This is a genomic window from Bacillus sp. B1-b2 (assembly GCF_009183415.1).
Lineage (GTDB): Bacteria > Bacillota > Bacilli > Bacillales > Cytobacillaceae > Niallia.
Window position 1 is genome coordinate 138,684 of the sequence record NZ_WEHU01000004.1, and the last position, 22,913, is coordinate 161,596.

A 22,913-nucleotide genomic window follows, 5' to 3' on the forward strand; every position below is an offset into this window, starting at 1 on the left:
TTTAGATTGAATTGTCTATACTTTTGTTGTAAATTAATTATATATTTCCATTATCTATATGTAAAGATGATTTTTTATAGAAATGGAGAACAATTTATAAGAAAGTATGTGACCGGATGGAAGATAGTAAAAAAGAATATTATAGGAAGATGCTGTATTTCACAGTTCCTATAACTATCCAGCTTCTCATTACCTCGAGTTTGAATATTGTAGATTCGATCATGGTGGGAAGACTTGGGGTGAACAGCATTGCAGCCGTAGGGATTGCTAATAAATTCACACAAATACCAACTGTCCTTCTACAAGGCTTTGCTAGTGGAGCAACCATCTTTTGTGCTCAATATTGGGGAGCCAGGAATAAGGAGGGAGTTAGCCGTTCTGTTATTTTTGTAAGCGTAATCACGTTTGTTTTTTCTCTTTTCTTTACTTTTCTGACTCAATTTTTCTCCTATTCCATACTAGGTTGGTTTTCTGGAGATAGTTCCGTAAGAGATTTAGGAAGTGGTTTCTTACAAATACTTGGTTACTCCTATGTATTTACTGCTCTTTCCATGATTTTTGTTATTGCGTTAAAAACAACTGGAGAAGTACGTAGACCTACTTATTACAGTGTAATTGCTCTTCTTATTAATACTGTTTTAAATTATGCTCTTATTTATGGAAATTTCGGTGCACCAGCTTTAGGAGTAGAAGGAGCCGCTATTGCCACTCTAATTGCACGAATTATTCAGACTGCTCTTCTATTTATGCTGTTAGTGAAAACAGGATTTATTTCTTTCGCTATTATTAAAAAAAATCTTGATGTTTTTCGCAGTTCATTGAGCAGAAGTTATTTTAAAATTACCCTTCCTTCAATTATTAACCATGGCACATGGACAATAGGAGATACTATTTTCTTCTGGTTGTATGCCATGATGGGAACTAGCCAAACAGCTGCTATTTCTATGATCGACCCAATTATCTTTATTTTCACCTGTGTATTTACTGGTATTAGTGACGCATCTGCTGTCATGATTGGTAATCAACTTGGAGCAAATGATAAAAAAGGTGCTTTTCAATATGCTAGAAACTTTATCCGACTTACTACCATTACATCCATTATTGTAGGAGTTCTCTTATTAATTGCAATGCCTTTTGTTCTATCACTCTATCATGTCACTCCAGAAGTAGAGAAGCTAGTATATGGCATTATTTATGTATATGTTCCATATTCTATTGCAAAAAATTTAAACTATATCAACAATGTCGGCATCCTTCGTGCAGGTGGAGATACGAAATATGTGATGTGGGTAGATACTATTGGAGTTTGGGCCATTGGACTTCCTCTAGCAGCATTAGGAGTCTTCTTTCATCTACCACTGTTCGCTGTCTATGCTCTAGCAAACTCACATGATTTTGTTCGCGCTTTCTTAGGAATTCGTAGAACCTATACGAAGAAGTGGATTCGAAATGTAATAGAAGGGTATGAAGAAAAAAAGGAGGAATTAGGATGAAAAGAATAGAGTTTGTGGAAGAATTAGAAAATCGAATATTGCCATTTTGGCTAAACTTAATAGATAGAGAGAATGGTGGTTTTTATGGAGTTGTAGATTATAACCTGAAACTCCATCCAGAAGCACATAAAGGTGGGGTACTTGGAGCCAGAAATCTATGGACCTTTTCAGCTAGCTACCAATATAAACAAAATCCAGCCTACTTAGAAGCTGCACATATTGCCTTTGACTTTTTGAAAAATAAACTCTGGGACCATGTACATGGAGGGATTTATTGGTTAGTTGATTATAAAGGAGAACCTGTTCTTCCCTCTAAACATGTGTATGCTCAAAGCTTTGCTCTTTATGGCTTGAGTGAATACTATAAGGTTACCCAAGATGAAACTGTACTTGAATTAGCGAAAAACGTATTCTCTCTAATAGAAGAGAAATGCTATTCTCCTGAATTTGGCGGTTACCTAGAAGAATTCCATGCAGATTGGACGAAGAAAGAAAACTTCTTATTAAATGAAGGAGCTGATGCTTATTTTACAACAAACAGCCACCTACATATAATAGAAGCTTATACAAATCTTTATCAAATCTGGCCAGATGAATCTCTGTTAGATCGAATTAATAATCTATTAGATATTTTCTCTACCAAAATATTTAATATGGAGGGACAATATTGTTACGTTGCCTTTGATCAAAACTGGAGCAACACCAAAGATACCTTCTCCTATGGTCATGATATTGAAACAAGCTGGCTGTTGACAGAAGCATTAGAGGTAACAAAGCTAGATCGACCAGATATTGTGAAAATTAATGAGTTAATGGCATTACAAGTCTCAAGAGATGGGCTTGCAGAAGATGGCTCTATTATGGACTGCAAAGAAAATGGTTTGGTGCATTCAAATAGAGTATGGTGGGGCCAAGCAGAAGCGGTTATCGGGTTCCACAATGCCTATGAATTAACGAAAGTACCAAATTATTTAACATATAGTGAGAATGTGTGGAAGTATATTAAGGATCATTTTCATGATACTCGAGATGGCGGGGAGTGGTACTCTCGAATAGATGCAGAAGGACAAATAATCTCTTCCTTGCGAGATGAAAAGTACCAAACACCAGAAAATATTGTAGATTCATGGAAATGTCCTTATCATAATGCGAGAATGTGTTTGGAAATGATGAGACGTTTGGAAGATTGATTGATTTGGTTGGCTGCCTCTGGGGGTTTGGAGGCAGTTTATCATATGGAAAAGAGCACTACAAGTTGGTTGTAGTGCTCCTTTTTTACCCTTTCAGTACCTTATCTATTGCCACAAGCTCGTCAGCACTAAATGTAATATTCTCCAATGCCTTTACATTTGCCTCTACTTGGCTCACTTTACTAGCACCAATCAATACACTTGTCACAATGCCATCTCGCAAAATCCAAGCTACTGCCATTTCAGCAAGTGACTGTCCTCGATTTTTTGCAATCACATTTAGCGCTTTTACTTTCTCAATTGTTTCCTCCACATTTTCTTTATGTAGCCACAGCCCAGTTTCCCTATTTGCTCGAGAATCTACAGGAATTCCATTTAAGTAACGATCTGTTAATAATCCTTGTGCAAGTGGACTAAATGCGATAGCACCAATTTGTTTTTCCATCAAAACATCCTTCAGTCCATCCTCTATCCAGCGATTAAACATATTATAAGAAGGCTGATGAATGATAAACGGCGTCTTCTTTGCTTCAAAAATTTCTGCTATCTTCCTTGTTTGCTCAGGAGAATAATTAGAAACACCCACATATAAAGCTTTTCCTTGTCGCACCAACAAATCCAGCGCTTCTGCTGTCTCCTCCAAAGGAGTATGTTCATCTGGGCGGTGATGATAATAGATGTCTACATAATCAAGTTTTAGCCTCTTCAAGCTCTGATCTAGACTTGATACTAAATATTTCTTAGAACCGCCATCCCCATAAGGACCCGGCCACATATAATATCCAGCCTTTGTAGAAATAACCAACTCATCTCTGTATGGCTTCAGGTCTGTCTCTAGTATTCTCGCAAAATTTTCTTCCGCGCTACCAGCAGGTGGTCCATAATTATTAGCCAAATCGAAATGTGTAATACCAAGATCAAAAGCACGAGTCACTAAAGCACGCCCATTCTCATACACATCTACATTTCCAAAATTGTGCCAAAGTCCAAGGGAAAGTGCCGAAATTTTCAGCCCACTATTCCCAACTCGATTGTACATCATTTTTTCATAGCGATTTTCATTTGCAGTATACATGGTTTTCCTCCTTTTTTGTTCAAAAAATTGATATAGCTAAGTGGTGGGTGGTGATTTTTGTTTTGGTTTGTTGCGCTCGAGCCGTGTTTTGTTGCGGAGAGCGGGATTTTTGTTGCGTTCAGGTCATGTTTTGTTTTGGTAATTCGATTTTTGTTGCGTTCAGGTCATGTTTGGTTGCGGTAACTCGGATTTTTGTTCGGCACACGCCTATTTTAGTTGCGTTCGGTACTAATTTGCTTGCAACCCCTCATTTTAAGTGTGAAGTGGCAAGTTGTTAGATCTTTCATTTGTGGAAGGACCTAGTTTATTTGCAATTCGAATAGATTTATTTGCACTACACTATCTTTTATTTGCCATTCCATCCATTTTATTTGCGGAAGGACCTCTTTTATTTGCGTTTCACTTTTTTCATTGCAACCAGACTCCGTTTTGTTGCGGAAGAAAGACTTTTTGTTGCGGTAATTGGATTTTTGTTGCGCTCGGACCATGTTTTGTTGCGTTCACACCTATTTTCGTTGCAAACCCTCAATTCATTTATGAAACAGCAAGTTGCTAGACCATTCATTTGCGCAATATCCTACTTTATTTGCAATTCGAATAGATTTATTTGCACTACACTATCTTTTATTTGCCATTCCATCCATTTTATTTGCGGAAGGACCTCTTTTATTTGCGTTTCACTTTTTTCATTGCACCTAGACTCCGTTTTGTAGCGGAAGAAAGACTTTTTGTTGCGTTCTATCCATGTTTTGTTGCGGTAATTGGATTTTTGTTGCGTTCTATCCATGTTCTGTTGCGGCAATTGGATTTTCGTTGCGCTCAGACCATCTTTTGTTGCGGCGATTAGATTTTCGTTGCGCTCAAACCATCTTCTGTTGCAGTAATTAAATTTTCGTTGCGCTCAGTCCATCTTCTGTTGCAGCAATTGGACTTATTATCGCGCTCAGACATTTTTTCACGAAAAACAGGTCTTTCATCGCGCACAGATCATCACATCAAACTCATTTCCCCACAGCCAACTGAAAGTTATAAACAGCACCAATCAAATTAGCGTCATTCTTATAAGCACATAATTCTACTTCTGGAACGAATGGAGCGATTCCTACCTTTTCTACTATTCTCTCTAAGCGAATAATTAATTCTTCTATCAATCCCTCTTTGCTGGACACTCCGCCCCCAATAATAATTTTCTCAGGATCATAGCTATATTGTAGATTATAGATTCCTTTTGCTAAATTATGATAAAAGGTTTCTACTTCTTCTGCTGCTACATCGTCCCCTTGCTCAGCTAGTTCAAATACTTCTTTGCCGCTTAATTCTTCTTCTAAATTCATGCGTTCATTATAGCGTTTTGCCATATTTACGGCTGTTCCAAGCATACTAAAGGTATTTTCATCATCTAATAACATGTAGCCGAACTCTCCGCCGAATAAGTGTTTACCATGCTGGATTTTTCCATCTACGATAACTGAGCCGCCTATCCCTGTTCCGACTACAACAAAGAGCACATTACTTAAGCCTTTTGCTGCACCTTTCCATACTTCTGCTAATGCTGCACAGTTAGCATCGTTTTCCATAGAAATAGGGCAGCCCAGCAATTCCTCTAGCTCCGTATAGATAGGAAAATGGTGGACATAAGGTACGGCGCTTGCTCCTTCAATAATGCCCTTTGCCTGATTTACAGCCCCTGGAGCACTAAACGCAACGCCTTCTATCTCATACTTTTCTTCCATTTTTTCCTTCAAGTTACTTAATTCTTGCTTCATTTCCTCCCATGTTTTTGGAGTAACGAAAGCTCCTTTATCCACTAGTTCCTCTTTTTCCCAAACAGCGAACTTTACAGAAGATCCACCTATATCTAAAACTAATAATGACATAATAAAAACACCGCCTATTATAATGTTTACGCTTACACAATACCATCTTTTTGTAGAAAAGACCATCGCAATCCTCTTTGCAATGATCTTCTCCCATAAATTATTCTATTCCATTGTTTGCACTTACGTTTTTAATCCATTGTCCTGATTTCTTGATTGTTTTCACTTGAGTATGAATGTTGTTGGAGATGAATCCATAGCGATTGCGATATGCGTTCATCCAGCTCCAGCAATCAATTGGCGTCCATAAATGATATCCATAACAATTGGATCCTTCTTCAATACCTTTATGCAACCATTCTAAATGCTCTTGGATGAATTCAATGCGGTAATCGTCTTCGATCACTCCTTCTTCATTTAAGAAGCGTTCTTCTCTAGATACCCCCATCCCATTTTCTGAAACAAACCACTCAATATTCTTGTAATTGTCGCGGATGTTAATGGCAATGTCATAAAGAGCTTGTGGGTAAATTTCCCAACCTTTATCTAAGTTCATGCGGCGTCCTGGCATGTCATAGTTATCATAGTAACGATCAGGCATCCAGTCACCAACACTATTTGGTGCTACATCAGGTGCTTTTACACGAGATGGATGATAGAAGTTTACCCCTAATGTATCAATGGTGTTTTCTTTCATAATAGCAAGCTCTTCTTCTGTTGAATCCCAGATTACTTTATCTTTTGTTAAAAGTTCTACTAATCCAGGTGGGAATTCTCCGTATACTGCAGTGTGTAGGAACATTTCGTTACGCCATAAATCAGCAATTCTACCTGCTTCTACATCTTCTGGCTTATCACTTGCTGGGTAGGAAGGAGTTAAGTTTAGGATTGTTCCTATTTTTGCTCCTTTTTCGTTCATACCTAGGTCGCGGAACTCTTTAATTGCTTTAGCAGATGCAAGGTTTAAATTATAAGCTACTTGCACGGCTTTCTTTCCATCTACTACTTTAGGATAGTGGAATTGGTATAAATATTGTCCATCTACAATTACCATCGGCTCATTGAATGTAAACCAATGTTTTACACGATCTCCAAATTGTTCGAAACAGCGACGAGCAAATTTAGCGAAAAGATCTACAACGTGCTTAGACTCCCAACCGCCATATTTGTGATAAAGCTCTACTGGTAAATCAAAGTGGTGTAAACCAAAAACTGGTACAATTCCTTGCTCAAGATATTCATCAATTACCGCATTATAGAAGCGGACTCCATCTTCGTTTAAACTTGCTGTTTCAAAATCATCAATTAAACGTGTCCATTGAATAGAAGAGCGAACAGAGTTTAAGTTAATTTCTTTCATTAAGGCAATATCTTCTTTATAGCTATTGTAAAAATTAGAAGCTGTGTCTGGTCCTACATGATTGTAGAATGCTTCTGGTTCAGTTTCGTACCAATAGTCAAATACATTGGCATGCTGTTTATTAAAACGACCTTCACTTTGTGGTCCAGATGTTGCTGCACCCCACCAAAAATTCTCAGGAAATTTCTTCATTATTTTCTTCTCCTTTATTGTTTCGCTGATAAATAAAATACTTTGCTGTTATAATCTGTAATATGCTCTCTTGACCAATATTCACTAGCACGATCAATATAGTTTCCTCCGAAAAGAAGGCCAATCTCCATTAAATCGTCTCCATATCGCTCCACATCATTATTTACTGTATATAATGTATTTGCTGCTAATCCTTTTAGTTGTAATCTCTCATATGGTCTATTTGGTTTTGCCAACACTTCATAGTAACCGACAATCGCTTCTGATTGATTCTCTGATACCACCATCCATGCTGTCTCGTTATTAGTAAATGGACTCTTCAAGCGGATAAATGTTCCTTGTTGAATTAATTTACGATGCTTTTTGAAAAAGCTTATATGCTCTTTCATTTGGCTATGCTCTTCTGCCGTCATTTTCGTTATATCTAACTCATAACCAAATGTACCGAAATAGGCAACATTTGACCTAGTATCAAGGCTTGTCATTCTTCCTACTTGATGGTTCGGAATTGCTGAAACATGGCTACCTATACTAGATAACGGATATACCAATGAACTTCCATATTGAATTTTCAAACGTTCTACTGCATCTGTATCATCACTTGCCCAAGCTTGTGGTGCATAATAAAGCATACCTGGGTCAAATCTAGCCCCGCCACCTGCACATGATTCAATTAGAATATGCGGATACTTCTCTAGTAATCTCTCATAAAGTGAATAGACTCCTAGAATATAGCGGTGGAACACCTCTCCTTGCTGCTCAGCAGGCAAAGCAATTGAGAAAACCTCTGAGATATAGCGGTTCATATCCCATTTAATATAATCAATTTGACTTGTCGAAAGAATAGCATCCATTTGTGCAAAAATACCGTCTACCACTTCTGGACGAGAGTAGTTCAGTACAAATTGATTTCTTCCATGAGATGTTCTTTTTCCAGGAACATGAATCATCCAATCTGGATGCTCTTCAAAAAGCTTTGTTCCTTTACTAATCATTTCAGGCTCAAACCATAAACCAAAATTCAATCCTAAATCATGGATTTTTTCAGATAAGCCTTTAATACCGTTTGGCAGCTTATCTTTATTTTCAAACCAATCTCCAAGAGAGGTTGAATCATCATTTCTTTTGCCAAACCATCCGTCATCAAGAACGAATAACTCCACTCCCACTTCAGCTGCTTTACTCGCAATTTCTAAGACTTTATCTTCATTAAAATCAAAGTAAGTTGCTTCCCAGTTGTTGATTAATATAGGACGTTCTTTATCTCTCCACTCGCCTCTTGCAAGTCTTGTTCGATAAAGCTCGTGGAAGGTCTTACTCATTCCATTTAACCCTTCATCAGAAAATACAATAACTGCTTCTGGTGTTTGGAATTCTTCGCTTGGCTTTAATCTCCAAGAAAATTCGAATGGATTTAATCCAATCATTGCTCTCGTTACTTGATAGGTGTCTACTTCTACTTGCGCTAAGAAATTACCGCTATAGATTAAGCTGAATCCATATGCTTGGCCAGTATGCTCTGTTGTATCTGGGCGAACAAGTGCCATAAAAGGATTGTGTTGATGACTACTTGCTCCTCTTGCACTAGATACAGATTGAACTCCCGTAATAACTGGCTTTCTTTCCATATGGTTTTCCCTAGCCCATGCACCATGTAGATGTACTAGTTCAAAATTTTTATCAGGAAAATCAAGACTTAAGCTTAAAGCAGATTCTAAATCATATTCAAGCTCACCATTGTTCACAAACTTCGTGCTCCGTGCAATAGCAGAACGATTAGCAAAAATGGTGTAGAATAAATGAATCGATATTTCTGAATACGTATCTTTTAACACCACTTCAAGTGTTTCTGCTTCTTCCTTATTTTCCACATATGTAGCAGGAAGTCCCTTTAAACTCGGTTTTCCTTCTATAATATTGTGGTGACTATAACGGAAATCTGAAATTCTATCTCCTTCTGGATAACGTATTTGAGAAGCAGGTGTACGGAAGTCCGTTGTACCATAAAAAGGATATTCTTGTTTTATATGCTCTAGAGAGGATGTATGATCTCCCTCTAATTGGTTGTTAGAAGGGCGAATCTCTCTTTCTAGTAAATATTGAAAGCTATTGCGATGGTGAATTGCTTTTCCATAATATAGATGTTCAAGCTGAGTCGTTTTTTCAATAACTCGGAATAGATAGCTAACCAAACCATTTGTTAAATGAAACTCTTGTGTTTTTTCATTAAATAGAATAAATTTACTCATGATTTAACAAGAACCCCCTGACTTTATCGCCTAATTTCGGTAAGTACTCATGTCCATACTCTGGGAAAATAATCATTTCTTTTGGAGAAGAAATTTGGTTATACACAGCAAACTGAGTAACTGGTGGACATATTCCATCCTCTAACCCAATTGCCCATTTCACTTCTGCCTTTATTCTTGGTACTAGATGTTGAATGTCTATATATTCCAATGTTTGTAAGATTTCCTCTTCCCTTTCATGCATAGGATCACGGAATCTGAACCAGTACGCTAATTCCTCGTAAGCAGAAGAGTTAATATCAAGCTCAAACATTTTGCGATAATCACTTAAGAATGGATACTGTGCTACCACTTTCTTAATGCGTGGCTCTAGTGCCGCACATACAAGGGATAACGCCCCACCTTGTGATGCTCCTTGAACACTAATTGCGTTTTCATCTACTTCATCCATACTCATTAATATTCTTGCTGCATGGGCAGTATCCAAGAAAACACTTCTATAATAGAGACTCTCAGGTCCTTCTTCTACTCCTCGAATGATAAGACCCTTTAATGTTGCTCCCTTTACAGTAGTATTGTCCTCCGATTCTCCCCCTTGACCACGACAATCCATAGCCAGTACGGCATTTCCCTCTGTTACCCATGAAAGCTTGTCACCAAAATCTCCACTATCACTATGATAGCCATGAAACATTAGCATCCCAGGGACTTTTCCCTCTATGTGCTTTGGTCTTATGTATTGGCATCTAATTCTAGCTCCATTTACTCCTGTAAAATACAAGTTATAAAAATCCGCAATCTTAGATGGAATATCTACTTTTTCTAATTCATAACTTAGACTTTGAGAATCTAATTCTTTTAGTGCTCTTTCCCAAAAATCTTCATAATCCGCTGGTTTTATTCCAGATCCCTTATATTCACGATATTCATTAATGACCTGCTCTTTTTTCATAAAGGGCACCTCCGAACTGTTATCGCTTTCATTATAATGTATATACTTGATAATGTAAATGTCTATATTTATTTTTTAAATGTAAAACCAAAAAATATTTGATTTAACCTAGTGAATGACAAGAAAAGAATGTTCAATCTCGATAGTATAGCCATACACAAAATGATTCAATTTCAAGCTTGGTTAAATCAGCATTTTTACTCTCTTACCTTTTGGCTAGTTATCCTCTTCATTTGGGCAGTGAAACTCCTTCTTTCTTACCTGCTCTTTTCTCGACCTATGGTTAGTGAAATCTATAGAAAACAGCAAATAAAAAGCCGAACTACTAGGCGAAAGATGAATAAAACGCCTTTAATAGTTCGGTTTTTTCATTTGCTGAAATACTTATGTCTTTGCCGCATTTATTAGAGCAGAAACTTTATCTCTCCTTCTTAAGTCTAATGACATTCCAAGATAACTTCGGCAATACTGCCATTACCATACCATTTTCTATGCTAGCATTGCCATTTGAATGTGGGGTTACTGCTTTTCGATCTACAGCGTTTGTTTTCTTGAGGTCCTCTTGCTCTAAAGTGATGTGCTCTACCACTTTATATCCAGAGAAATTGCGAATATCGCATTCTAATTGTAGTCCTTCATCTTGACCACGGTTTACGGCGAAAATAGTTAGTTCTTCTTTTTCTTCATTATATACAGCAGTAGATTCCAAGTATGGGACGTCTGTGAAATCCTTACTATCATATTTTGGACTTGAAATAATCGGGTTAAGCGCCACTCCTCTTCCGTATACAGAAGCATGCATATATGGATAAAAGATGGTTTGCTTCCAAGCTACTCCTCCCTCTTCTGTCATAATTGGTGCTATCACATTTACTAATTGTGCTAAGCAGGCAATCTTTAATCGATTTGCATGCTTTAACATGGTGATGAGCATGCAACCGACCAATAAGGCATCCTCAAAATTATAGATATCCTCTAGTTGGGGAGGTGCAACACTCCAAGGCTCTATTTTCTTATCTTGTTCTCTTGAGTGGTACCAAACATTCCACTCATCAAAGGATAAATGAATGGTTTTCTTGCTTCGTTTCTTTGCTTTTATATAATCTGCAATGCTAATTACCGAGCGAATAAAATCATCCATTTCCAATGATAGAGCTAGATAATTTGCCACATCATTATCGTGATTTCCATAGTATTGGTGCAAAGAAATATAATCTACATGTTCATATGTATGATCTAAAACAGTTGCCTCCCACTCAGCAAATGTTGGCATATTTCTATTAGAGCTTCCACATGCAACCAATTCGATTGTTGGATCTACCCACTTCATGACCTTTGCTGCTTCTTGTGCAATCCGTCCATATTCAGCAGCTGTTTTATGACCGATTTGCCAAGGTCCATCCATCTCATTTCCGAGACACCATGTTTTTATTTTATGTGGCTCTTTATAGCCATGACTAATTCGCAAGTCACTATAATATGATCCGTTAGGATGGTTGCAATATTCTACTAGATTCCTGGCAGCATCTATTCCTCTTGTACCTAAATTTACTGCCATATTCACCTCTGCGTTGACCTTTTTCGCAAAGTCCATAAATTCATTTGTACCAAGTTCATTTGTTTCAGTCGTTCTCCAAGCAAGCTCTAAACGATGTGGTCGTTCTGCGACAGGACCTACTCCATCTTCCCAATTGTATCCGGATACAAAATTACCTCCTGGATAACGAATCAGTGGAACTTGGAGCTCATTTATTAATCCGATAACATCTTTTCGAAAGCCCTGTTCGTCTGCATCAGGGTGTCCTGGTTCATAAATCCCTCCATATACAGCACGCCCTAAATGCTCAATAAAAGAACCGTAAATACGATTATCTATCTCTGCCACTTTAAAGTCTTTTTCTACAATCATCTTTGCTTTTTGTGCCATTCTTATCATCTCCTATTATAATTATCCTTTTACGCCACCTGCTGTCATTCCTTCAATGAAATACCTTTGGAAGAAGAAACATAAAATTAATACTGGAAAAATTGCCATTACTGAACCTGCAATAAGCACATCGTAATTATTTCCATATGGGGTCAGTAATGTAGATAACCCAATAGGTAGTGTTACATTCTCACTAGATCTCAAGACGATTAAGGGTCATAAGAAATTATTCCAGCTACCCAATGCTTGTAGAATAGCCATTGAGGAAAATGCTGGTGTCATTAATGGCATCATCACGCGAAAAAATACCGATTTCTGTACAGCCATCTACCCTTGCTGCATCTAGTAAGTCTTTCGGCAGTCCACTTGCATATTGTCTGACAAAGAAGATTGGAATTGATGCTACTATAAAAGGAAGAAAAGCCCCAACTAACGTATCCATTAAGCCTAGATTCATGGTTAATTTATAAAGAGGAAGCATAATAATCTCAACTGAGATTATCATGACAATTAGTACTAAGCCAAAAATGATATTCTTCCCTTTAAAGTTATAAACCACAAGCCCGTATCCAACCATACTAGTAAGAAGTAGACAAAATACCGTTGTAGTAAGGTAATTCCTACCGGAGCCAAAACCTAAGTTATTTTGTTCCATTCCTTTTTGATAGAGATAGCCAACAATCGTTAATCCAATATTATTCGGAGAGCGGTTGCTTCCATAGAGCATATAACTTTCAGCAAACATGGATAATCCACCATAAATACTAATGGTAAATACATAGATAGATAGATATTGGCTTTAATAATGGAAGAGTAATATTAATGAACTTCCTCCATGTTGACGCCCCATCTACTTCCGCCGATTCATAAAGCTCTTTCGGGATATTCTGTAATCCTGCTAAAAAATATAAAACTTATCTCCATCTATTTCCATGTATTTACTTTAATACTGATGTGGTCATCTTGATTTTCTTCATTCCACATATCAGCCATTTGCTCATAATATTGACCATGTAACTCATTGAAGGTCCACAATTCCAGTTTTGTTCCTTTTCCTCCATTTGAATAACCAGCGTCACCCCCTTTTTTATTACATCCAGATAGAAAAACGAAAATACAAGTAGTACGGCAAGGAGTCCTATCATACTCTTATTCTGTTTTATGCTAATCCCAATTTGGAAGAATAGCCGCGTAGATGAGTTGTTTTATTTTTAATCTTTTCAAAACGTTTTGCACATCTACATAATATTAATGAAATCAATTAAAAATGTATACGTTTACAATTTTAAGTCAATAGATATAGGTTTTTCCATTTAACAATCACTTTTTTACTATGAGACTAGCTTTCTCTAGGAAGATAGTATTACTTTTAGCCATAAAACCAAACCTTGCTTTTTTTACAAAGGAAAAAGGAACGAATTTCAACCATTTTTATTTCCTTTGATTCTTTTTCAATACATTCAAAACATATGATGTAGAAATGCAAAAAGGGGGCGATTACTATGGTTCAGCATTCTATCATAGATAACATAACATTTATACTCTATTTAACTGGATTTTTAAAATAATGTATATAAACGTGCTATGGATCTTCTTTACTCTAGTAGGGTTTATTGTAGGAGGTTTTTTCCAAGCACTGTTGCAACATTTTCTGTTATTCGGAAATTGCTACTAAAAGAAGTACAGTTGTCTATACTTTCTACTTTTTGGAGTGTATATAAAAAATAGTCTATGAAGAGCAATGGTATAGGGTTATTAATGGTTTTTATCAGCATCCTTCTCTATACAGATTTACTTATGCTGCAACAAACAAATATTGCCTTTCTACATTATTTGTATATTCCTCTTCTCATCATGTTTGGGCTATTCTTGCTTGTTATTTTAAACCTTTCCCTATGTACGTTCATTATGATTTAAAAATTCTGCCTTTATTAAATAATTCCTTATTAATAGGATTTATTGCTCCTCTATCTGCTATAAAGTATATGGTTGGACTTACGATTATCACTTGCTTCTTTCTAACATTTCCTGGTTCCATCCCAATCTTTGGCATTAGCTTACCTGCTCTTTATATCATGTGGTAGCAAATTCTGCATTTTCACAGTATGAAAGAAAAAGAGACCAACTTCAGCTGAAGGGAAGTAATGTTTTGATACATATTAAAGACTTATATTCCGGTATTCCTATATTTAAAGCATTAAGTTCTGAAATTCGCATCGAAATTTTATCTCTATTAACAGAGTTTGAAAGCTTAAATTTGAACGAAATTGCTCAAAAATTAAATTTATCTAATGGCACAGTTACTATGCATATCAAAAAACTGGAAGAAAGCGGGTTAATAGATGTTTCTACCGCTGTTGGGAAGCATGGTATTCAAAAAATCTGTTATTTACATGAAAATCTCCTCACCGTTGAGCTACAGCATAGTCAGACAGAGAACTATTATGAATATGAAATCCAAATAGGGCACTACTCTGACTATAGTGCTGAAGCTACCTGTGGCTTGGCAACAAAAGAAAGCATTATCGGCGAATTTGATGATCCTCGATATTTTGCTGATCCTAAACATATTCATGCAGGAATTCTGTGGTTAACTAGAGGATTTGTAGAATACCGCATCCCAAACTATCTAAAGAAAAATCAGCAATTCAAGGAAATTCAATTTATCTTTGAAATAAGCTCAGAAGCTCCTTACTACAACAATGATTGGCCTTCTGATATTATCTTTTCTATCAATCAAACAGACTTAGGAAAATGGACTTCTCCTGGTGATTTTGGTGGAGAAAGAGGAAATTGTACTCCTGCCTGGTGGCCACCTCATTTGAATCAATATGGCCTATTAAAATTGCTAAGAATTAATGAATTTGGAACTTATATAGATGGCTTTCGAATTTCTTCTGTCACCTTAACAGATTTAGCTCTACATCAGAAATCGGATATTAAATTTCAGTTAAAGGTTGCAAGTGAAGGTAACGTTGGAGGAATGACATTATTCGGAAAGCATTTCGGAAACTATCATCAAGATATCATTGCTAGAATTTTATACAATGTTTCCTTATAACTAAAAAAACGCCTTTTGTTTTTGACAAAAAGCGTTTCTTCTTCTTAAAGTACTTTCACCTTTTTTAAATCTTCTTTTGAAAGTACTTCTTTCATATATTCGATGATTTCTTCTTTCATTTCATCACGTTTTAAAGCAAATTCTAACGTTGTTTTTACGAATCCTAATGTTTCTCCAACATCATAGCGATCGCCTTCGAAATCGTAAGCAAATACTCGTTGAATTTGGTTTAATTCTTGGATAGCATCTGTTAATTGAATTTCGCCACCAGCACCAGTTTGTTGCTTTTCTAAGAACATGAAAATTTCTGGTGTTAATACATAGCGACCCATGATTGCTAGGTTAGATGGAGCTGTTCCTAGTTTAGGCTTTTCAATGAAATTATTCACTTGATATCTTCTGCCCTCTTGTTCCCCTGGATCTACGATACCGTAACGGTCTGTTTCGTTTTCAGGCACTGTTAGAACACCGATAACAGAAGAACGTGTATCTTCATATTGATCGATTAATTGCTTTAAGCAAGGAGTGTCACTTTCTACAATATCATCACCAAGTAATACGGCAAAAGGCTCGTCCCCAATAAAGCTCTTTGCACACCAAACAGCATGTCCTAATCCTTTAGGCTCTTTTTGGCGAATATAATGGATATCAGCTAAGTTAGAAGAGTATTGAACTTTTTCTAGTAATTCAAATTTCTCTTTATCACGTAGATTTTGTTCAAGTTCATGAGCGTAATCAAAATGATCCTCTATCGCTCTTTTTCCTTTACCTGTTACAATAATAATATCTTCAATACCAGATGCAATAGCTTCTTCTACAATATATTGAATAGTTGGTTTGTCTACGATTGGTAGCATTTCTTTTGGCATAGCCTTCGTTGCAGGGAGAAATCTTGTTCCTAGTCCAGCTGCAGGTATAATGGCTTTTCTAACTTTTTTCAATGTTCTTCCTCCTTAATAGGAAAATCCCTCCGTAATTATACCATTTTTTTGCTAAAAAGGAATAAAACCTACTTTACTTATTCTGTCATTTTTTTCATTTTAGTGTATCACAAATTTGTTCTTAATAACGTACAATCATCTTACCATCTTCTCTTCCTTTTGGGAAGAGTTGTTTTCTATCAGCTAGATACTTTAAGAGAATCCTTCTTCTATTCCACTAGCATACAAAAAAAGAGTAGTCTATACAACCCCTCTTTTTCTACTCAGCAAAAACTTCGCCTTCTGTTAACCATCTATGGTTGGTTATCATTTCTCCATCCTCTGTCGATTCATAATCGACCATATAAACAGTTGTATTTTCCGCATCTTCTATTTCGGCTTTTGCACCTTTCATGCCTTCCATATGATCTGCTTCCAACACAACCTCTGTTCCTTTTTCAAGCATTTCACTGCCTGCATCCTTTATTTCATCTTGGATTACCCATTTATGATTAGTTACTTTATCTCCACTAGTTGTGGGCGTATAGGTTACTTCATAGGCAATGGTATTATAAGCATTTAATACTGTTGCCTTGGCACCTTCCATTCCATCCATATGATTGGCCTTTAGTATCACTTGACTTCCTTCTTTAAAAGTAGGATTAGGGGCTGGCTCTAGTCCTTCAGGAAGTGCAGGAGAGCTAGAATGATGCTCTCTACTATGTTCCTGTTCATCTTTATCGTCTTCATCCGAATTAGCACAACCGTTAAACATGATCAATATGGTTAGTACGCTTCCTAAGATATACCTTTTCTTCATATGCATACCTCCTATTTAGTAGAATTCTTTCACAATAGAGGTATTCTTAAACATAAAGAAAGGATTTCCTTATCTCTTATAATGAGGCAATTTGATCGTAAAGGTGGTCCCTTTTCCTTCTATGGACTCAAAGTCAATGGTACCTTTATGCTCTGCTATCAGCTTATTGCAAATAACTAGCCCAAAGACCTCTTTGTCGTAATAAATGGTTGACCAAGTAGATCTCTTAACTTAGCAGAAATTCCATTACCATTATCAGCAATAGAAACTTCAATCCAGCTATTCTCTAGTCTTGCTTCTATTTTTATTTTCCCACCATTATCAATGGCTTCTATAGCATTTTTCACAAGATTCAAAAATACTTGCTTGATCTGATTTCCATTACTTAACGCATAAAGATTTTGGTGATAGGTATCTAATGTCATTAAAATATTTTCTAGATTTGCTTGTGATTAAGACTCACCACTGAAACATAAATCATTTGGATAAAAATTAAGCTTATGTTAATAATTATGTTGTAAAAAATTCCACAGCCAATTTGTAGAAATCATCAAAAATAAGCGGAGAATCCCGACTAATGGCAAATAGAATGTTAATTTGCTTGCTAATAAGCGGATTTTTCCGGTTAAGTTAAGAAAATACCTTCGATTTCATGTTTTCTAAGGAAATAGGCGTAATTCTCCGTCTATTTCCGTTGTTTTTCATGGAAGTAACGAAAATAAGAGGATTTCTACGCCTATTTTTCTAAAATTGGTTTTAGCCAAATTCTCTATGGTAAGAAGCATTATACATTATTTCATAGCTCTTTCGATTTTCTACTATTTCCATATTTAAATAGATGAAGTATATAAAAAACCCCTTGTTTTCCATTGTGTTACAAGGGGGGAGGATCTCTACTTTCACAAATTATCCATAGACAAATTTGTTTTTTAACAGTCTGGGACGACCCTCTAATGAGATAGGTCGTCTCTCACTCTACATATTCATATAAGGTAGCACTTTCCGTGTAATTGACAAAACGGCGAAGCTCCTTTGATTGATCCCGATTAATTTCACCACTTTCATATAATTGCTGGATAATGGAACGTTCTTCATCCACAATGCGAAGTCGAAGCTCTTCCTTTTGTTCTTGTATCCTTTCATTATATTTCTCTGGCTGTTTGCTTAAACGATCTAAAACTCTTCTATAATCCAATTCAACAAGTTGAACCATATAATCATCCTTAGACTCTGTTCTTAACTGTTCTAAATATTGAACAGTTGCTTGCAAGGTTTGAAGTTGGATATCACGTCCAATTCGATGATACTCTTTTCTTCCATTTTTACCTCTCTTGCTCTTTTTAGCAAACCTTCCCCATCCTCTCATTATTTTCCCAAAGAGAAACTTTGTTCCTGAATGAAAATTAGAGGATAGTGCTTCTTCTCGATAGTCAAGGGCACCAGTAAATATCTTGTACATTTCTTCTTCTATCTCATGATCATCATAAAGCTTCTGAATAAGTTTACGTTCATGCTTTAATGCTAGTACTCTAATCTCCATCACTTTTTCTCTTATTAATGCTTCTTCTTTAGAGTTATTATTCTGACTTGCATGACGGATACGACTTTTGTATTCATCTATTAGCTCATAAGCAGCAAAGCTATTTTCTTCATTCATTTCTCCATATAGCTTATCTATTGCGAACAGCATCAGTTTCTTTTTTACTCCTGCTAAAACATCCTCTTCTGCTTCATTTGTATTCGGACTTAGCATAGGTAGGAATATAGTTGCAGCAATTAAGGTAAATAGAATAACCCCTGCAGCAATAAATAGAATTAATGATCTTTCTGGAAAAGCTGCTCCTGTATTAGTAATGTAGGGAATAGATAAAACACCAGCCATTGTTACAGCTCCACGTACACCAGTCAAACTAACTAACAATGTATGCTGAATCGTAGGCTTATCTATTACAGCTGTTTTCTTTTTCCAATATTCATAATGAGAAAAGAAATAGGACCAAAGAAAACGAATGCCTAATATAACTATCCCAATTGCCAGAACATAGCCAATGATTAACCAGTTACTTATAGCAGGATCTTCAATTGTTTTTGAAACAGATGAAGGGATATTCAATCCTAATAGAAGGAAGACAATTCCATTTAAAATAAAAATAACGATAGACCAAATATTCTCTGTTAGCACCTGTTCTTCTGCAAGCATTGTCTCTGCTCTTTCATTTACGAGAGAGTACACAACGCCACCTACTACAACAGCTATAACTCCAGAAGCATGTAATAGCTCCTCTGCTACTAAAAAGATGATAAAGGGAGTAAGGATTTGTAAAAGAGAATGAAATGTTACATCATTTATTCCTTGCTTACGCAGAATGAAACGAATCCATGTGATCATTAGACTAAGCAATAGACCAATTAAAGCACCTACTAAAAACTTATAAGCAAAATCCGCTATCGCTTCATAAACAGCGAAATATCCTGTCACTACAGCAGCAACGGCATAATTAAATGCTACTAAGCCTGAGGCATCATTGATAAGGGATTCTCCTCTAACAAGATTAAGAACACCATGAGGAATATGAATTCTCTTCGCAATGCCATTAACTGCAACAGGATCTGTTGGGGACAAAATAGCCGCAAGAGCAAATGCCGCAGCAATTGGAATACTCGGAATCAACCAATTAATAAAGTATCCTCCAATAATGGTCGTTAAGAGAACTAATACGATTGCATTCCCTAGAATAGAACCACGCATTTTCCAAAGCTCTTTTCTTGGAAAATGCCTTCCGTCGTTATACAGCAAGGGTGCTACAAATAAGAGCAAGAACCATTCAGCCTCCAATTTAACCTCAAACTCTAATTCTGTAAAAAGAAGTGCCATCCCAACTCCAAAAGCAATCTGTGTTAAAGCAGTTGGTATAGATGGAATATAGTGACTGATTATATTGGAAAGTAACAAGCAGGCAAGTAATAAAATAATAGTGATTAATAAATCCATCGTGCAATCTCCTTGAAGTTTCTTTTTCTAGTTTCTATCTTTTGGTGTAGTTTATGTATGCGTGGAAAAAAGGAGAGGAGATGACTATGAGAAAAAAGGAAGATTATTTCTCTTTTCATACAGTAACTAGTGGTGACATACCCTTATTAATTATATGGTTATTATTTTCATGAAACAACATATAAACCCAACAGTAACCTTTCCTACAAAAAATAAGCATTTTCTCAATAGGACATAGCCAATTATAGACAAAAAAGATGGTGTAACTTATGTATATCGTACACCACCTTCCTCCTATTCCCTATTTAAACCAAATATCTTTCTACGATCAGCTTTCGATGATGAAGTTCATGTCCAGCAATTATATAAGCAAGGGAGGATACAGTAAATTCTCCGTTATTAGCTAAGCCTGTACTTTCCCATGCGGGTTTCGGCAACCCTCTTATTAAAGCATTAGTAGCAGATCTAGTTGCTTGAAATTCTTCTAGCAAGTCATCAAGAGATCTTTCAGAAAAATGAGCAGCTTCAACATAGCTTTCATCATCATAACCCGCTAAAGGCGTTTTATCTCCTCTTGCCATTCGTAAGATTCGATATGCTTGAATTCTTTCTGTATCTATCATATGACCAACTACTTCTATTAAGCTCCACTTTCCCTCTGCATAGCGAAAATCACAGTGATCAGCATGTGCTTTTACGATTGATAGTGTTTCTTCCAGTTGAGAAGTAATAACGTCTATAATATCTCCATCTGGAACTAATTCTATATAGCCCTTATAGTAATCTGGATACTCACCTACTGCTGGTCTTCTCATTTCACCCGCTCCTAATCTTCTAATGGATTATCTGGACCTTCAAGCTCTAATTGATAAAAATCTAAATCCAACCATTTACCAAATTTATATCCACATTTTTTTATGGTTCCAGAATACGTGAAGCCTAGCTTCTCATGTACAAAAATGCTTCCCTTATTCGAGCTGTCTATCCCACCTATCATGGTAGCATAGCCTTCCTTATTGGCACGCTTTATGATTTCTTTTAATAACAGTGTGCCAATTCCTTTCTTGCGAGCATCACTATGAACATACACAGAATGCTCAACAGAATATTTATAAGCTGGCCACGGACGAAATGGGCCATATGTAGCAAAGCCAAGTACTTTCTCATCCTCTTCAAATACAAGAATAGGAAAGCCTTTTTCCACTTTTTCTTGATACCAATCCATTCTTTGATCTAACGTATGTGGTTTATAGTGGTAAACAGCAGTTGTGTTTAAAATAGCATCATTATAAATGTCTAAAACAACAGGCAAATCAGAAAGACTCATTTCTCTAATCATCATTAGTTCCCCTTTTTAAAATGATAGAATATTCTATTACCAGTATCTTTATTAAGTAAGATACCAATTTGTTTGGGAAAAGGAAAGCTTTTTTCTTTATTCTTGAATGGCGTTTTGATTTTTTTACAGAGTTAGTAGTGGCGATTGCCATTTTTCAAATGGAGATAATAGGGATTTTTATTACCGATGGACTTGTGAAGAGGAAAAGAGGAGCTGTAATTGATTGTAAGAAAAAAACATCCTTAAGAAATAAGCATTCTAATCATAAGGATGTTGAACTTTTCAATTCTTTTTCTCCGCATTGTATCCTCTTTCACCAAATGGCTGTAAAATATCCAACCATTTATCTTCTAGCTTCGTCAATTCTTCTTTTTCATTATAATAAGGATCATCTTTCGGTTTTAGTATTTCTATTACTTCAAATTCAAAAGCTTCTTTTCCATACATCTTCCATTCTTCTACTAGCTTTTTATTTGTATGGCCTCCGTTTTCTAGTGAAAATTTCACTCCATTTATGGTTTTAACATTTCGAGTACTAACCACACAGATTTTCCCATTCTTCAGATTGGTTATTTTGTATACACCTGCTTCAATCGGTGTTTCTTTGTATTGCTGCTTTAACTCCTTTTTACGATCCATCTTGATCATCCCTTCACTATTTCTTCACCCAATACAAACTTCCATCTGCTTTTCTATCAAGAAATCCATACTCAATTAAATATCTACGTATCATCACATAATCTTCATATATATTCTTTATCACTTCATTTAATTGTTTTTCCGTATAATCTTTTTGTCTTTCTAGCTGCTTCACTGTTTCGCGAAGAACAATTAATTTTTGCTTTTGCTTTGATGGAAATTTTGTTAACTTTCCGTTTTTCATATACTTTTCTAACGTTGATACTTGCTCCTCTTCCGTAATATTGTATCGATCATCCACCATTGTAGCTGTTGGATGAACTGGAACAAACTTAGGAGCATGTTGGTCTTTTTCCTTTAATAATTCCATAATAGCTAAGAAATTTTTCGCTTGGCGCTCTTTTTCTTTTAAAGCAAAACGGTGATGCCTTATAGTAGAAGAACTACCTATTTCCAACTCATCCTTAACTTCTACATCACTTTTTCCTTGATAAAACAACTCCAATAATTTCATTTGATGCTCAGTTAGACCTGTCATTTTTTTATCCAAGTTAATTAAATGGTGAAAAACAGATTGATGCTCTTGTTGGATATGGACCTTCGTAAACTTTTCTGCTTCGAAAAGCAGTCCTTCATGAGGATAGATAATTCCTTTCTCTATTTGCTCCCCACATAATAAGCAAAGATAGCTATCATTTTCTTCTATATAACCCCTCTTTATCTCTGCCACAGTTGCATGTTGAAAATATATAGATAAATCCAATTTAACAAACACCTCTCGTTATAGTTTGTAAATAAACAAACAATTTTAATTAATGTTAGTTATATAATAAACAAGAAGTCATAATCAGTCAACAAACAGGTGACTCAACATCGATGAAAAAGGC

At 36.0% G+C, this 22,913-nt stretch carries 21 protein-coding genes and 2 pseudogenes; 4 read left to right on the forward strand and 19 right to left on the reverse strand.

Annotation, left to right across the window (positions count from 1 at the left end; all coding sequences use genetic code 11):
• The first annotated feature begins 116 nt into the window (after positions 1–116).
• Together F9279_RS05515 and F9279_RS05520 are read left to right on the forward strand one after the other, a co-directional pair.
• A complete protein-coding gene (locus F9279_RS05515; protein WP_152111788.1) occupies positions 117–1,493 on the forward strand; it encodes an MATE family efflux transporter in 1,377 nt (458 codons plus the stop codon).
• A complete protein-coding gene (locus F9279_RS05520; RefSeq protein ID WP_152111789.1) occupies positions 1,490–2,683 on the forward strand; it encodes an AGE family epimerase/isomerase in 1,194 nt (397 codons plus the stop codon). Before F9279_RS05515 ends, F9279_RS05520 begins: the two co-directional genes overlap by 4 nt.
• 85 nt (positions 2,684–2,768) lie before the next feature.
• Here F9279_RS05520 and mgrA read toward each other — a convergent pair whose 3' ends face one another.
• The 9 genes and pseudogenes from mgrA to F9279_RS26060 form a co-directional block, all read right to left on the reverse strand.
• On the reverse strand, positions 2,769–3,758 hold the full coding sequence (gene mgrA, locus F9279_RS05525) for an L-glyceraldehyde 3-phosphate reductase (RefSeq protein WP_152111790.1): 990 nt from the start codon (positions 3,756–3,758) through the stop codon (positions 2,769–2,771).
• 299 nt (positions 3,759–4,057) lie between these two features.
• On the reverse strand, positions 4,058–4,246 hold the full coding sequence (locus F9279_RS25615) for a hypothetical protein (RefSeq protein ID WP_226793272.1): 189 nt from the start codon (positions 4,244–4,246) through the stop codon (positions 4,058–4,060).
• A gap of 513 nt (positions 4,247–4,759) precedes the next feature.
• A complete protein-coding gene (locus tag F9279_RS05530) occupies positions 4,760–5,701 on the reverse strand; it encodes an ROK family protein (RefSeq protein WP_319020747.1) in 942 nt (313 codons plus the stop codon).
• A gap of 34 nt (positions 5,702–5,735) precedes the next feature.
• The gene (locus tag F9279_RS05535) at positions 5,736–7,127 is read right to left on the reverse strand and encodes a glycoside hydrolase family 1 protein (RefSeq protein WP_152111792.1); all 1,392 of its coding nucleotides are present in this window, start codon (positions 7,125–7,127) and stop codon (positions 5,736–5,738) included.
• 14 nt (positions 7,128–7,141) lie between these two features.
• Positions 7,142–9,376 carry an alpha-galactosidase gene (locus F9279_RS05540; RefSeq protein ID WP_152111793.1) on the reverse strand — a complete coding sequence of 745 codons (2,235 nt, stop codon included), beginning with the start codon at positions 9,374–9,376 and terminating at the stop codon, positions 7,142–7,144.
• Entirely contained in the window at positions 9,369–10,328 is a 960-nt protein-coding gene (locus F9279_RS05545) for an acetylxylan esterase (protein WP_152111794.1), read from the reverse strand. Before F9279_RS05545 ends, F9279_RS05540 begins: the two co-directional genes overlap by 8 nt.
• Before the next feature lie 418 nt (positions 10,329–10,746).
• Complete coding sequence (locus tag F9279_RS05550; RefSeq protein ID WP_152111795.1) at positions 10,747–12,255, reverse strand: alpha-N-arabinofuranosidase; 1,509 nt, start codon at positions 12,253–12,255, stop codon at positions 10,747–10,749.
• Between the two features lie 21 nt (positions 12,256–12,276).
• Positions 12,277–12,868 (reverse strand): annotated as a pseudogene (locus F9279_RS05555) (carbohydrate ABC transporter permease); the annotation flags it as partial.
• A gap of 38 nt (positions 12,869–12,906) precedes the next feature.
• A pseudogene (locus tag F9279_RS26060) lies at positions 12,907–13,169 on the reverse strand (carbohydrate ABC transporter permease); the annotation flags it as partial.
• Between the two features lie 670 nt (positions 13,170–13,839).
• On the opposite strand from F9279_RS26060, the gene F9279_RS26210 reads away from it, so the two are divergent.
• Positions 13,840–13,983 (forward strand): YesL family protein, encoded by a 144-nt coding sequence (locus tag F9279_RS26210; RefSeq protein ID WP_152111796.1) that lies wholly within the window; start codon positions 13,840–13,842, stop codon positions 13,981–13,983.
• Between the two features lie 178 nt (positions 13,984–14,161).
• On the opposite strand, the gene F9279_RS25055 is transcribed toward F9279_RS26210, so the two are convergent.
• Complete coding sequence (locus F9279_RS25055; protein WP_193224472.1) at positions 14,162–14,308, reverse strand: hypothetical protein; 147 nt, start codon at positions 14,306–14,308, stop codon at positions 14,162–14,164.
• 96 nt (positions 14,309–14,404) lie between these two features.
• Between F9279_RS25055 and F9279_RS05570 the strand changes: the two genes are divergently transcribed.
• Complete coding sequence (locus F9279_RS05570; protein ID WP_152111797.1) at positions 14,405–15,316, forward strand: ArsR/SmtB family transcription factor; 912 nt, start codon at positions 14,405–14,407, stop codon at positions 15,314–15,316.
• 44 nt (positions 15,317–15,360) lie between these two features.
• Here F9279_RS05570 and galU read toward each other — a convergent pair whose 3' ends face one another.
• From galU to F9279_RS05615, 9 genes are all read right to left on the reverse strand, one after another.
• Complete coding sequence (galU, locus tag F9279_RS05575; protein WP_152111798.1) at positions 15,361–16,257, reverse strand: UTP--glucose-1-phosphate uridylyltransferase GalU; 897 nt, start codon at positions 16,255–16,257, stop codon at positions 15,361–15,363.
• A 259-nt stretch (positions 16,258–16,516) separates the two neighbouring features.
• Positions 16,517–17,056 (reverse strand): YdhK family protein, encoded by a 540-nt coding sequence (locus tag F9279_RS05580; protein ID WP_152111799.1) that lies wholly within the window; start codon positions 17,054–17,056, stop codon positions 16,517–16,519.
• A gap of 69 nt (positions 17,057–17,125) precedes the next feature.
• Positions 17,126–17,263, reverse strand: coding sequence for an ATP-binding protein (locus F9279_RS26215; RefSeq protein WP_152111895.1), 138 nt, complete (start codon positions 17,261–17,263; stop codon positions 17,126–17,128).
• Positions 17,233–17,481 (reverse strand): ATP-binding protein, encoded by a 249-nt coding sequence (locus F9279_RS05590; RefSeq protein WP_152111800.1) that lies wholly within the window; start codon positions 17,479–17,481, stop codon positions 17,233–17,235. Before F9279_RS05590 ends, F9279_RS26215 begins: the two co-directional genes overlap by 31 nt.
• A gap of 545 nt (positions 17,482–18,026) precedes the next feature.
• The gene (locus F9279_RS05595) at positions 18,027–20,048 is read right to left on the reverse strand and encodes a Na+/H+ antiporter (RefSeq protein ID WP_152111801.1); all 2,022 of its coding nucleotides are present in this window, start codon (positions 20,046–20,048) and stop codon (positions 18,027–18,029) included.
• Positions 20,049–20,353: 305 nt separating this feature from the next.
• Positions 20,354–20,863 (reverse strand): DinB family protein, encoded by a 510-nt coding sequence (locus F9279_RS05600; RefSeq protein WP_152111802.1) that lies wholly within the window; start codon positions 20,861–20,863, stop codon positions 20,354–20,356.
• 11 nt (positions 20,864–20,874) lie between these two features.
• Positions 20,875–21,387, reverse strand: coding sequence for a GNAT family N-acetyltransferase (locus F9279_RS05605; RefSeq protein ID WP_152111896.1), 513 nt, complete (start codon positions 21,385–21,387; stop codon positions 20,875–20,877).
• A gap of 282 nt (positions 21,388–21,669) precedes the next feature.
• Entirely contained in the window at positions 21,670–22,026 is a 357-nt protein-coding gene (locus tag F9279_RS05610) for a GIY-YIG nuclease family protein (RefSeq protein WP_152111803.1), read from the reverse strand.
• Between the two features lie 16 nt (positions 22,027–22,042).
• Entirely contained in the window at positions 22,043–22,789 is a 747-nt protein-coding gene (locus F9279_RS05615; RefSeq protein ID WP_152111804.1) for a DUF2087 domain-containing protein, read from the reverse strand.
• Positions 22,790–22,913 lie beyond the last annotated feature (124 nt).